The 13,283-nt window shown below is 49.7% G+C and carries 12 protein-coding genes and 1 other annotated feature; of the genes, 9 read left to right on the forward strand and 3 right to left on the reverse strand.

The annotated features are described in order from the left end of the window. Nucleotides 1–57: 57 nt before the first annotated feature. The 8 genes from KNQ08_RS02010 (at nt 58) to KNQ08_RS02045 (ending at nt 10,179) form a co-directional block, all read left to right on the forward strand. Complete coding sequence (locus KNQ08_RS02010) at nt 58–1,500, forward strand: SulP family inorganic anion transporter (RefSeq protein ID WP_214804463.1); 1,443 nt, start codon at nt 58–60, stop codon at nt 1,498–1,500. A 132-nt stretch (nt 1,501–1,632) separates the two neighbouring features. Further along, entirely contained in the window at nt 1,633–2,457 is an 825-nt protein-coding gene (locus KNQ08_RS02015; RefSeq protein ID WP_149427030.1) for a fumarylacetoacetate hydrolase family protein, read from the forward strand. Nucleotides 2,458–2,744: 287 nt separating this feature from the next. After that, nucleotides 2,745–3,491 (forward strand): DeoR/GlpR family DNA-binding transcription regulator, encoded by a 747-nt coding sequence (locus KNQ08_RS02020; RefSeq protein ID WP_023467728.1) that lies wholly within the window; start codon nt 2,745–2,747, stop codon nt 3,489–3,491. Then, entirely contained in the window at nt 3,488–4,408 is a 921-nt protein-coding gene (pfkB, locus tag KNQ08_RS02025; RefSeq protein WP_149427031.1) for a 1-phosphofructokinase, read from the forward strand. The genes KNQ08_RS02020 and pfkB overlap by 4 nt, the downstream gene beginning before the upstream one ends. A 17-nt stretch (nt 4,409–4,425) precedes the next feature. Further along, nucleotides 4,426–6,360, forward strand: a complete 1,935-nt coding sequence (locus KNQ08_RS02030) for a PTS fructose transporter subunit IIABC (protein WP_149427032.1) — start codon at nt 4,426–4,428, stop codon at nt 6,358–6,360. Between the two features lie 105 nt (nt 6,361–6,465). After that, the gene (locus KNQ08_RS02035; protein ID WP_023467731.1) at nt 6,466–7,611 is read left to right on the forward strand and encodes an FUSC family protein; all 1,146 of its coding nucleotides are present in this window, start codon (nt 6,466–6,468) and stop codon (nt 7,609–7,611) included. Between the two features lie 70 nt (nt 7,612–7,681). Beyond that, nucleotides 7,682–7,886: a binding site (T-box leader), on the forward strand. Nucleotides 7,887–7,946: 60 nt separating this feature from the next. Further along, nucleotides 7,947–9,596 carry an aromatic amino acid hydroxylase gene (locus tag KNQ08_RS02040; protein WP_214724546.1) on the forward strand — a complete coding sequence of 550 codons (1,650 nt, stop codon included), beginning with the start codon at nt 7,947–7,949 and terminating at the stop codon, nt 9,594–9,596. Between the two features lie 61 nt (nt 9,597–9,657). Beyond that, complete coding sequence (locus tag KNQ08_RS02045) at nt 9,658–10,179, forward strand: pyrophosphohydrolase domain-containing protein (protein WP_064300216.1); 522 nt, start codon at nt 9,658–9,660, stop codon at nt 10,177–10,179. A 63-nt stretch (nt 10,180–10,242) separates the two neighbouring features. Here the strand turns inward: KNQ08_RS02045 and KNQ08_RS02050 are convergent, their stop codons facing one another. The 3 genes from KNQ08_RS02050 to KNQ08_RS02060 all read right to left on the reverse strand — a co-directional run bounded on the left by KNQ08_RS02050 (nt 10,243) and on the right by KNQ08_RS02060 (nt 12,107). Continuing rightward, the gene (locus tag KNQ08_RS02050; RefSeq protein WP_149427034.1) at nt 10,243–10,539 is read right to left on the reverse strand and encodes an MGMT family protein; all 297 of its coding nucleotides are present in this window, start codon (nt 10,537–10,539) and stop codon (nt 10,243–10,245) included. Beyond that, on the reverse strand, nt 10,536–11,504 hold the full coding sequence (locus KNQ08_RS02055) for a cation diffusion facilitator family transporter (protein WP_149427035.1): 969 nt from the start codon (nt 11,502–11,504) through the stop codon (nt 10,536–10,538). The genes KNQ08_RS02050 and KNQ08_RS02055 overlap by 4 nt, the downstream gene beginning before the upstream one ends. 117 nt (nt 11,505–11,621) lie before the next feature. Then, the gene (locus KNQ08_RS02060) at nt 11,622–12,107 is read right to left on the reverse strand and encodes a pyridoxamine 5'-phosphate oxidase family protein (RefSeq protein WP_214804465.1); all 486 of its coding nucleotides are present in this window, start codon (nt 12,105–12,107) and stop codon (nt 11,622–11,624) included. Nucleotides 12,108–12,270: 163 nt separating this feature from the next. On the opposite strand from KNQ08_RS02060, the gene KNQ08_RS02065 reads away from it, so the two are divergent. Next, nucleotides 12,271–13,281 (forward strand): LLM class flavin-dependent oxidoreductase, encoded by a 1,011-nt coding sequence (locus tag KNQ08_RS02065; protein WP_023467737.1) that lies wholly within the window; start codon nt 12,271–12,273, stop codon nt 13,279–13,281. Nucleotides 13,282–13,283 lie beyond the last annotated feature (2 nt).

The raw sequence follows: 13,283 nt of genomic DNA on the forward strand, positions 1-13,283 counted from the left end.
GAAACTAACCGGATTACACTGAGACCATTCATATTAGAAAAGGGGTCTCATCATCATATGTTTACTCAATGGAAAAAAGAGTGGTTCCTGCAACCAAAAGCGGATTTGCTGTCCGGAATCGTCGTTGCCTTAGCACTCGTTCCGGAAGCAATCGCGTTTTCGCTGATTGCTGGCGTTAATCCGATGGTCGGTTTATACGCTTCCGTCATCATTGCGATCGTCATCTCGATTGCCGGCGGTCGTCCCGGAATGATTTCAGCTGCGACCGGTGCGATGGCACTCGTCGTCGTCCAGCTCGTCAAGGACCATGGTGTCGATTATTTACTAGCTGCCGGTATCCTTGCCGGAATTCTACAAATCGCGTTCGGATTTTTAGGAATTGCTAAGTTATTACGGTTCATTCCTCGATCCGTCATGGTCGGATTCGTCAATGCTTTAGCGATTTTGATTTTCTCGGCACAACTGCCGCAATTCGAAGGACAGAACTGGATCATGTACGCAATGGTCGCCGCATCACTCGCCATCATCTTGTTATTCCCACGCGTGACGAAAGCGATCCCGGCACCACTCGTTGCGATCACGATCATGACAGTGTTGACGGTCGTCTTCTCACTCGATACACGAGTCATCGGGGACATGGGGCAAATCGAAGCGGCGTTACCAAGCTTCTTCTTGCCGGATGTTCCGTTCTCGCTTGAGACGCTCCAAATCATCTTCCCGTATGCATTGTCACTTGCATTCGTCGGGTTGATCGAATCGTTGCTGACGGCACGAATTGTCGATGAGATGACGGATACGACGTCGAACAAAGCGATGGAATCACGCGGACAAGGAATTGCGAATATCATCGCAGGTGTGTTCGGTGGCATGCCGGGCTGTGCAATGATCGGTCAGTCGGTCATCAATGTCACGTCTGGTGGGCGTGGTCGCTTGTCGACGTTGACAGCAGGTGTGTTCCTGATGCTGTTGATGTTCACGATGAACGATCTATTGATGACGATTCCAATGGGAGCGCTCGTCGGTGTCATGTTCTTCGTCTCGTATGCGACGTTTGACTGGGGCTCATTTAAGATGCTCAAGACGTCACCGAAGAGTGATTCTGCTGTCATGCTCGCAACCGTTCTCGTCACCGTATTGACGAACGATTTATCAATGGGCGTTCTTGTCGGGATCTTACTTGCTGCGTTATTATTCGCGTCAAAAATTTCTCGTATTCTAGTCGAGCGCAAGGAGCAAACAGATCGAGTCCGTTATACGATTCGTGGACCGTTGTTCTTCGCATCGACGACAGCATTTGCAGAACAGTTCCAGCTCGAAACTGATCCATCGTCTGTCATCACACTTGATTTCTCAGCGTGTCACTTGTTTGATGATTCCGCTATCGAAGCAATCGAAAACGTCGTCTTGAAATACGAACGACTTGGCAAAAAAGTCGAACTTGTTGGATTGAATGAAGAGTCGCAAGCGCTCGTCGATCGATTAGCGCAGCGAATCGCATAAGGAAAAAGGAAGAGGATAGGAAGAAGCGGTCGACACGATGTCGACCGCTTTTTTTGTTTCCTTCAGATTGACGATGAGAAGTGCGTCCGTTGATTGGTTTCGCTATACTAAAAACAAAAGGGGGCAGTTAAGATGAAATGGTTTCGATTTGAGCAAGAAGGAAAAGTAGGGATCGGGGTTGAACGGGATGGTTCTACATATGATGTGACGGCACAAGTCTATACGGATTCATTGTTTGAAGTGATTTCACGTGAGTTCGATGTTGATCTTGATTTAGATATCGCGCCACTACTTAAAGGGGATGTTCGAAAACTGGCACCGTATATTCCGGCACGAAACGTCATCTGTGTCGGCAAGAACTACGCCGATCATATCAAGGAGATGGATACGGCGGGAGCGGGGAAATTCGTCTTGTTCACGAAAGCACCGACATCGATCGTTGGTCCGTTCGAATCGATTGAGCGGCATGCGGATTTGACACAGCAACTGGATTATGAAGGTGAACTCGCCATCATCATCGGCACGACGGGGCGTGATCTGACACCTGAGAATGCACTTGATCACGTGTTTGGCTACAGTATCGTCAATGATGTGACAGCGCGGGACTTACAAAAAGAACACGTCCAGTTCTTCCGTGGCAAATCACTCGATGGGTTCTGTCCGTTCGGACCGGTCATCGTCTCAGCGGACAGCTTTGATCCGCGTGACGTCCTTGTCGAGACGCGTGTGAACGGGGAACTCCGTCAATCGGGATCAACGGCCTTGATGTTGCGTGATGTCGTAACGATTTTAGTTGAAGTGTCACGCGGGATGACACTTGAAGCAGGGGACATCATTGCGACAGGCACTCCGGCTGGTGTGGGTCACGGCATGAAACCACCGGTCTACCTTCAGACAGGGGATGTCGTCGAAGTATCGATTGAAGGAATCGGTCGCTTGCAAAATGAAGTCCAGTGAACGAAGATGACTGAAATGACCGATTTTCATTCACCACTTTCCAAGTTGCTTTGGAAAGTGGTTTTTTATTTTGTGAAAATCATCAAAAATTTAAAAAATGATTGATTCTAACCAATAAAACAGTCATAAAATGACCGTTTTTGATGTATAATGAAACTATAAGAACGGTTTCATGTCGAAAAAAGTCGTATTTTGAACGTTTTATAAAGAATTTATATAAATTTTGAACGTTTTTGATTGATTTTTAGATGTAAACGCTTTATATTAAAGATGCGGAGGGAAACCTTATGTTAACCAAAAAACGCCATCAACTCATCCTTGAGCTTTTAGCCCGAGAAGAAGTCGTCAAGATGCAAAAGATCGTCGAACAAACCGGTGCGAGTGAATCCACGATTCGTCGGGATTTATCACAACTCGAGACAGCAGGTCATCTGCGTCGGGTGCACGGGGGAGCGACAGCGAACCATTTGCAAATTGAAGAACCGAGTTATTTCGAGAAGAGTGACCAACACGTCGAAGAGAAGGAACGGATCGCGCGAGCGGCTGCCGATCTGATCGAAGACGGGATGTATGTCTATCTCGATGCCGGAACGACGACGCTTGCCATCGTTCCGTATCTCGAAGAGAAGGCGATTACGGTCGTAACGAACAGTCTTCCTCTAGCGAACACGTTACTCTATCACCGTATCCCGACGTTCGTCGTCGGAGGGCAACTCAAGCATTCAACGCAAGCACTCGTCGGTTACAACGCACGTGAAGGAATGTTGATTTACCATTTTGATGTCGCGTTCCTTGGGATGAACGGTGTTCATCCGGCACAAGGCTTCACGACACCAGATCCGGAAGAGGCACTCGTAAAGAAGACAGCGATCGAATTAGCAAAACAATCGTATGTACTCGTCGATGAGACGAAGCTGGATGCGATCAGTTTCAGTCGTGTGGCGTCCTTGCAAGCGGCGACGATCATCACGACGACATCCAGTGAGCAAGAAGCGAAATACAGTCAATACACAGAGGTGGTGAACGCGAAATGATTTATACACTGACACTCAACCCATCAATCGACTATTATGTCACGTTACCGGTATTTGAGGCAGGACAAGTCAATCGTGTCGAACAGGCGGAAAAAGTGGCCGGAGGGAAAGGGATCAACGTCTCTCTCGTCCTAAAAAACTATGAGGTGGAAACACAAGCACTCGGATTTCTTGGAGGAAGTACCGGACAATTCATCCGGACGGAACTCGAGAAACGAGGCGTGTTGACGGACTTCACACCGATTCAAGATGAGACGCGGATCAACGTAAAGATTCGCGCCGATCAAGAATCTGAGTTGAATGCAGCGGGACCGAAGATTCAACCGGAAGAGCTGGAGCATTTATTATCCCGATTCAAGACGATGGAAGCCGGTGACATCGTCGTCTTCGCAGGTAGTATCCCAAGCAGTCTGCCGCATGATCTCTATCGTCATATCGCGACGATCCTGAATGAACGGAACGTCCGCTTCGCTGTCGATACGACGAAGGAAGCGATGCTTGAAGTCTTACCGCTCGGTCCATTTTTAATCAAGCCGAATCACCATGAACTCGGTGAAATCTTCGACGTCGAGATTACGTCGAAGGAGATGGCCGTTCCATACGCCCAGCAGCTCGTCGAGCGTGGTGCCGAGAACGTCGTCATCTCATTTGCAGGAGACGGAGCACTACTTGTCAATCGTCAAGGTGCCTATACGGCAAACACACCGGCAGGGAAGCTCGTCAATTCCGTCGGTGCCGGAGATTCACTCGTTGCTGGATTCGTCGCCAGCCACGCGCTCGGTAAATCACCAGAAGAAGCGTTCCGCTATGCGGTGACGACTGGTAGCGCGTCTGCTTATTCCTTTGGTCTTTGTACGAAGGAAGATATCGATCGTCTCATCAAAGACGTCAACGTCGTTGAACTCATTCAATCCTAAAAGGAGTGTGACTACTCATGAAAATTACTGATCTCTTGACACGTGATACGATTCAGCTCGATTTACAAGCGTCATCTAAAGCCGCTGTCATCGACGAACTCGTCAACGTCCTCGATCGGGCAGGAAAACTGAACGATCGCTCGGCATATAAAGAAGCGATTCTCGCACGGGAAGCGCAAAGTACGACAGGTTTAGGGGAAGGCATTGCCATTCCACACGCAAAAACAGCAGCAGTCAAAACACCAGCGATCGCTTTCGGTCGTTCGGCAGGTGTTGACTACGAAGCACTCGATGGTCAACCAAGTCGGTTGTTCTTCATGATCGCAGCGGGTGAGAACGCAGATAATGCGCACCTTGAAACACTTTCGAAGCTATCGGTTTATCTGATGGATATGAACTTCCGCGATACGATCCTTGCGGCTAAAACGAAAGACGAAGTCATCGCAGCAATCGAAGCGAAGGAACGTGAAGAAGAAGGTCCAGTTGACGTCTCAAGCGACAATGTTGACCAAGACGCACCGTATATCCTTGCTGTCACAGCTTGTCCGACAGGGATTGCACACACGTATATGGCGGCTGATGCCCTTCGCCAAAAAGCAGAAGAGATGGGTGTCCGCATCAAAGTCGAGACGAACGGCTCGACAGGCGTCAAGAACGGTTTGACACAACAAGACATCAACGATGCGACAGCGATCATCGTCGCTGCGGATAAAGCGGTTGAGATGGATCGCTTCAACGGGAAACACGTCGTTGAAGTACCGGTCGCACAAGGAATTCGTAAACCACAAGAATTAATCAACCGTGCCGTCAAACAGGACGCACCTGTTTATAAAGCGAGCGGTTCAAGCGAAAGTTCAAAACCAGCTCGTGGTGGATTCTACAAACACTTAATGAGTGGGGTATCCGCAATGTTGCCACTCGTCGTCGCTGGTGGTCTCTTGATCGCGATCAGCTTCTTCTGGGGAATCAACTCTGCGAACCCGGATGATCCGTCATACAACGAGTTCGCTGCTCAGTTAATGACGATCGGACAAGCCGCGTTCGGTCTCTTGATTCCGATTCTCGCTGGATTCATTGCGATGTCGATCGCTGATAAACCAGGTCTTGCTCCTGGTCTGATCGCTGGTTTCCTTGCAAGCAACGGTAATGCTGGTTTCCTCGGTGGATTGATTGCCGGTTTCCTTGCTGGTTACGTTGTGCTCTTACTCGTTAAAGTCTTCAAAGGTCTCCCGGCAGCTCTTGAAGGAATCAAACCAGTCTTGCTCTATCCACTGTTTGGTTCATTCATCACAGGGATGATCATGTTACTCGTCATCAATGAGCCGATCGCGAAGTTCATGACATGGCTCACGGATTCACTGAACGGACTCAGTGGTGGGAACGCAATCCTCCTCGGTATGCTCGTCGCAGGTATGATGGCAATCGACATGGGTGGTCCAATCAACAAAACAGCGTATGTATTCGGTACAGCTGCTCTTACAGCAGGTAACACGGAAGTCATGGCAGCCGTCATGGCAGGTGGGATGGTTCCACCACTCATCGTGGCCTTCTCATCAACATTGTTCGCACGTAAGAAATTCACGCCGCAAGAACGTGAAGCAGGTATCGCTGCTTACGCAATGGGTGCATCGTTCGTCACAGAAGGTGCGATTCCATTCGCAGCAGCCGATCCACTCCGTGTCATTCCGTCAAGTGTCATTGGTTCAGCGATCGCTGGTGCGTTGACGATCGTCTTCGGCGTCTTGCTCCCGGCACCACACGGCGGTATCTTCGTCTTCCCGTTACTTGATGGTCCATCAGGTACGGTCATGGCGATCGTCGGTTACGCGGGTGCGATCCTCATCGGTTCACTCGTCGGTGCGGCAATCCTATCCTTCCTTAAAAAACCGCTTGTTGACCAATCGGTCGCGAAAGCGGAAATGACAGAAGGAACAGGTACGAAAGCATCATAATTCATCTAAATCCTCTCCGTTTTCAAGCGGAGGGGATTTTTTGTTGAATTTTGACGGCTAACGGTGAAGAATAGAGGGCATACTGAATAAGAAGGAGGGATGGACATGGGTGGACAATCCTTACAAATCGGACCACGGACCATCAAGACAGGTCTTGCGGTCATCTTGGCGCTGTTGATCAGTAATCTGTTCAACCTCAGCCCGATCCTGCCTGCAATCTCGGCAGCGACGACACTCCTGCCTTCGGTCTATCAGACATGGAAACAATTTCTCGAGGAAGCAGAAGCCAACTTGATTGGTGCCTTTTTGACTTTACTCGCACTTTGGATTTTAGGGGATAATCCAGCGAATCCGCTCGCGATCGGAATCGTCATCATGGCAGCGATCTCGATCTTGCTAGCCTTTGGTTTCGGGCGGACGATTCCACACGTCGTTTTGATGATCATCGTCATTCTCGAAAGTGTGGCGACAGCGACCGAGCCACTTTGGCAAGTCGTCTTGATCCGTTACTTGCTCGTCATGCTCGGGATCGGCTGTGCGCTTGGCATCAATGCGCTGATCTTCCCGCCGCGCTATGGCAATGTCTACTATCAAAAAGCGACGAAACTCTTCGAAAAGCTGCTCGTCGTCACGCGAGCGATTGCCTTCGAAGGAAAAGTTGCTCCATACCGGGCAGCGATTGATAAAATGTCAAATTCGCTCCTTGAGACACAAAACTTGTTCAACCTACACAAGGAAGAGATTCGAGGAACGCGTCAGAAGCACGCCTCGCTCTTACGGAACCTCTTGATTCTCAAACATATGCAATCGTGCCTCGAACGTGGTGTCGCGACGGCAGAGCGCTTCAGAGAGCGAGAGAAGGCCCTTGACTCGATTGCGGACGATCTTCGGAGTGAATTGTTTTATCACTTGATGCATATCGCACAGCGACAAGAGAAGGTCTTGCTGACATATGATCTCTTGTTGACGGAAGAACCACTCGCGATGGAGGATCTCGTCAAAGAGAACATCGCCTTCGTCAAGCACTCTTTCCTTGACCGCGATGAACTCGAGGAAGAAGTCATCATGGAAATCTTACCGATCGTCGTCTCGATGAATGAGTGGATCCAAGAGCTTGAAGCATTCGAAAAACGGCTCAACGGTGCGCTTCGTCGTCATATCACATCACTGACGATCGAACAAAAATCAGTCCGCGATAAAACATTTAATCGATTTAAACGTAAAAAAGCCATTGACGAAAGTAAAAAGTAAGCGTATAGTCCTCCTTAACGATACTTTACTTGCTAAAAGCATAACAGTATAACAGCATAACAGAACGAAAGATTAAGCGATGATGAAACCGAAGTAAAGACCATCTCCCTGTTTCAGAGAGCACGTGGCGCTGCGAACGTGTACACAGATGGTGTTGAATTACAGTTTCTGAGCTTCTTGCGTAAGCGAGCGGAGCAAACCGTTATCCCGATCATGAGTGACTCAGTCGATGACTGGGTAATCAGGGTGGTACCGCGGCTTTCGTCGCCCCTGTCGAACAATATGTTCGGCAGGGGCTTTTTTGTTATCTATCATTCATTCAAGGGGGAACTCATATGTCTACACCAATCATTCCAAGTCATTTACGTCCACACGTCGCACCACAGCACTACGAAGACTACACACCAACGGATCATGCCGTTTGGAGATACGTCATGCGACTGAATTTAAATACATTACAAGATACAGCACATCCGGCATACCTCGAAGGGCTTGCTGCATCGGGCATCAGCCCGGAACGGATTCCAGACGTGCGTGAGATGACAGCGAACCTAAGCCGTGGTGGCTGGGGAACAGTCGCTGTTGATGGTCTCATTCCTGGTGTCGCCTTCTTCGATTTTCAAGGGCACGGTCTCTTGCCGATTGCGACCGACATTCGGAAGGTCGATAACATCCTTTACACACCAGCGCCAGATATCTTGCATGAAGCAGCAGGGCATGCGCCAATCTTGATGAATCCGGTCTACGCGGAATTCGTTCGACGCTTCGGTGAGATCGGAGCACATGCCTTTAACCATAAAGCCGAGCATGACGTGTTCAAGGCACTAAAGAAATTGACGATCGTCAAAGAGAGCCCGTTCTCGACGCCAGCCGATATCGAGCAAGCTGAAGTCGAACTCGCGGAGACACGGACACACGTCAAAGGGATTTCGGAAGCGAACGAAATCTCACGTCTGTTCTGGTGGACGGTTGAATTCGGTCTGATTGGTGATATCGACAACCCACAAATCTACGGGGCAGGTCTTTTATCATCCGTCGGTGAAAGTCGCCACTGTTTGACGGACGCGGTCGTTAAACATCCATTCTCGCTTGAGAAAGCACTTGCGACGAAACATGACGTGACGAGCATGCAAAAAGAACTCTTCGTCTGTGAATCGTTCGAACAGCTCCGCGATGCACTCGAAGAATTCGCACAGTCGATGTCTTACATCCGCGGTGGTATCCACGGACTGACGAAAGCGGTCGAATCAGGTAACCTATCGACGCTCGTCTTCGACAGTGGTCTCTCGCTTGTCGGTGTTCCTGAAACGCAAGAGATTCACGATTCGCTGCATCTCGTCAAACTAACTGGACCGACAGCGCTTGCTGCGAACGGTGAAGTGTTGACAGGTCAAGGACTTGCAGATCATCCGGAAGGCTTTACACTCCTTCACGGCAAGGAATTGAACGAAGTATTGATGCAAGTCAAAGTCGGTGAACGTCTCGACTGGGCGGAAGGAAATGTTCATGTCACAGGAGACATCACAGCGATTCAAAACGTCAATGGAAATCGGGCGCTCGTCGTCTTAGAAGCAGCGACGCTTGCAAACGACGGGAAAACGATGACGATGGACCGGATGGAATTGATCGTCGGTGACATCACGTCAGCATTCCCGGGAACGGAAGTTGAAGCACTGAAGCCGATTCCGGAAACGGTCGAGTTCGAACGAATCGAACGTCCGTTGACAGCGGCTGATCCGATCTTCGAAGTCGTCCGCGAGATTCGCGAAGGTCGTGCCGGACGAGAACGGTTACCGCAACTGATCGATCAGACACTCGTCCAGTTACCGGACGCTTGGTTACTCCGTCTTGAATTACTTGAGTTAGCGGATGAAGTCGATCAACCACGTCTGATTGCAGATCTCGAGCGCTTAAAAGCGACATCTGAGCAGCGAGATGAATTGATCACGCGTGGGATGGCCTTACTCGACGTCGTTCATCAATGAGTCGAACTCCGGTTCTGAACCTGTTAGAATGGAGACATTCGGTAAAAGGGGATGATCGGTTATGACAAATTATTATCAAGACGTAAAGGAATTCCACCGTGTGTTTTCACACCCTGGCGCAACGACGCCAACACCTATGACGGTCGATCGTGGAATCAAACGCTCGACCTGGACGGCAGAAGAAGCGGTCGTTGAGTTCCTACATCAATCGGCGACGAGTGAAGCAGAATTTCTCGAAGCGATCGAACGTTTCAAGTCAGGACTTGATACAGCGGTCGAAAAATCGCTTCAGATGAAACAACCCGAAACAGATGTCGAACGGCTCGTCGGACAAGGGGATGCCTTGACGGACGCCCTCTACTTCATCATGGGAAGCTTCGTTGAGATCGGGCTTGATCCGGCTCCATTGTTCGAGATCGTCCAGCGTGCGAACATGGCGAAGCTTGGACCGGACGGAAAACCAATCTTCCGGGAATCGGACCAAAAGGTCATGAAACCGGAAGGCTGGCAACCACCGGAACCACAATTAGAAGCAGAAGTACGTCGGCAAATCGCTGTAGCTTCGAGTACGTCGAAAGCGTGATTCATGACGATAAAAAGAGAGGGATGACTGGTCTGCGAACCGGTCATCCCTCTCTTGTTGTATCTATTCACTTTTGACTTGATAACGCGATAAATCGAGTTGACGGGCGGTCAGGAACTCGACCCCCTCTGCTTCAAGTGCCAGTCGCTGTTCATCGCCTTCAAGCGATAGTTTTCCGCCAGCAGCAAGCACGCGGTGCCACGGTAGACGTTCCGTCTTACTCATACTGTGAAGAATCCGCGCTACTTGTCGGGCGCTACGCGGATGACCGGCGAGTCGAGCGACTTGCCCGTACGTCATGACCCGACCAGCAGGGATCGAACGAATGATAATCAGGACATCTTGCGTGAATGGTGTCATGTTTCGTCCGTAGCAACGACATACTGTTGAATCTTATCGTCTTCATCAAATCCAATCGTCACATCGATGATACCTTGTTGCAGGCGAATCTGGAGTTCGAGACGGTCCTTGATGTCGTCCGCTTGTGCGATTGTCAACGTCGGGTCGACTTCAATCTCGACTTCGACGTGGAAATGATCGCCTTCCTTAATGACTTCGAGTTTACTGATGTCCTTGACGTCAGGGTCCTTCATGATTAGTCCACCGAGACGTGCTGCCATCGTCTCATCGGCTTCACCTAGTGCACCAGCTGCGTTTTGCAGGAAGACATTCCCGACGACGTAAAACATCATCAGTCCGATGAGGATCGAAGCAATTCCTTCTGCCTGATGAAACGGTGTTACATGCGAGATGATGACGGCAATCATTGCGACGATGCCACCGGCCGTTGCGACCAAATCTTCCAGAAACACAAGGCGTGTGGCGGGTTTTGCTTGTTTGAGTGAGCGGAAGCTGTCAAGAATCAAGCGTGGTCCTTTCGAGTCTAACTTCGCATCGTGTGCGATCTCTTGCATCGCTTTCACGAAAACGCCACTCTCTAAGACGACACCGACGAACAAGACAGACAACGTGATCCAAAAGCCAGTTGATTCCGTCGGTTCGATGATGTGGGCGATCCCTTCATGAATTGTCTCGTACGCCATGATACCGACGAAGAGGATGGCACCGAGCAAGACGAGATTGACGAGACGACCGAAGCCGTTCGGGAATCGTTTCGTCGGTGCCTTTTTACTGAGGGCAGAACCGATGAAGACAAAAAATTGGTTGGCAGCGTCCCCGAGCGTATGCATCATCTCCGCGAACATCGCGACATTTCCCGTCAGGACGTAGGCAATTGCCTTGATGATAGCGATGACGGAGTTAACGATGCCTGCCGTCAGCGCCGACCGGTTTCCCCGGCGTAATAATGTAAAAAATTCTCCCATGATTGTACTCCTTTTAGTTAAGTTACGTATTAGTTCACTTTATTATGTTACATCATTTTGAGAAAAACGACTATCTTCACACGAAAAAACCCACGCAAGCTGCGCGGGTTTAACTCGTCAAGACAAGTCGACTGTTTTATTGATTTCGTTCTCATCGTCTTTGCCGACGACTTTCTTCAAGACTTGTTTGACGGACTTCGTCGTGTTTCCCGTTTCCCAGTATTCAGCAGCTTCCGTGTTGACCTTGATCAAGACGACTTTCGGATCTTCGTATGTCGTTCCAAGGTATGCTTCGTAGCGTGGGCTCCAGAGCTTTTTTTTTCGTTCGATGTCTTCGACGAGTTCTGCTGTCCCACGGATCGAGACGTATGATTTGTCGACGTATGCGACGTTAACACTCGGATTCTTAAGTAGTTCTTGATACTTGTCTGTTTCTTTTGAAGTGAGGAACCAGAGGTCGCCATCAAATTCGATATCCTGCGTTTGCATCGGACGCGATACGAGCCCTTCTGTTGAAATCGTCGTCAGCATCGCTGTTTCGATTTTATCAATCAGTTTCTTGACCGTTTCGACTGCTTCTTGATTTGTAGTATGGGTTGACATGTAACTCCACCTCATTCGTTAGATTTTTATGCTCACTTAGGCATTGTTCCCTGAATTTCAAAATGAAAACGTCCCCATGACAGAAAGAAGCAGTTTCGTTGCACCGTACAACGAGGAGGCGTACAGTGTAGGTACGCATTCGAAAGAAAAAGGAGAGACATACATGAAACTTAGTATTTTAGACCAATCCCCGGTCTCTAAAGGACAATCCCCATCTGATGCCTTACACGAAACGGTCGAGCTCGCGAAAATCGCGGACGAACTCGGCTATCATCGCTTGTGGGTATCTGAGCACCACTTCGCTAAAACACTGGCTGGTTCAAGCCCGGAAGTCTTGATCGCCTACATGGCGGCAGTGACGAAACAGATTCGCCTCGGTTCAGGGGGTGTCATGTTGCCGCATTACAGTGCCTATAAAGTCGCAGAGAACTTCCGTGTCCTTGAAGGGCTTGCACCAAACCGGATCGACCTTGGCCTCGGTCGGGCACCGGGCGGTATGCCGCTTGCTACACGTGCGTTGCAAGAAGGATCGTCGCCACGTTTTGGTGGAGCCGATTACGGCGAACAACTCGATGATCTCGTCGATTACTTGAAAGACGGAGCGCCTGCCGGACACCGGTTCGCGGGACTCGTCGCAACACCAGAAGTCGATACGACACCAGAAGGCTGGTTGCTTGGATCAAGTGGTGGTAGTGCCTTGAACGCCGCACAACGCGGATTCGGATTTGCCTTTGCTCACTTCATCAATGGACAAGGTGGACAAGAAGTGATGGACTACTACCGTCATAACTTCATGGCGACGTCGTTCAATGAGACACCACAAACGCTCGTCTCGATCTTCGTGACGTGTGCTGAAACGACGGAAGAAGCAGAACGGTTAGCTTCAAGCCTGGATCTGTCACTCCTCCTACTTGAAAAAGGGGTCTCGTCGACAGGAACGCCAACTCCAGAAGAGGCAGCGGCGTATCCGTATACGTTCCAAGACCAATTCCGGATCGCTGAAAACCGGAAGCGGATGATCGTTGGTAACCCGGAATCCGTTGCAAAACAATTGCAAGAGCTCGCTGATTCCTATGGCACAGACGAAGTAATGATCGCTTCGATGATCGCTGACAAGGAAGCAAAACAACAATCATTGAAATTAATCATGGATGCCGTCAAAGCGACGGTCTGACC

The sequence above is a fragment of the Exiguobacterium sp. s46 genome (genome assembly GCF_018618875.1).
GTDB classification, from domain to species: domain Bacteria; phylum Bacillota; class Bacilli; order Exiguobacteriales; family Exiguobacteriaceae; genus Exiguobacterium_A; species Exiguobacterium_A abrahamii.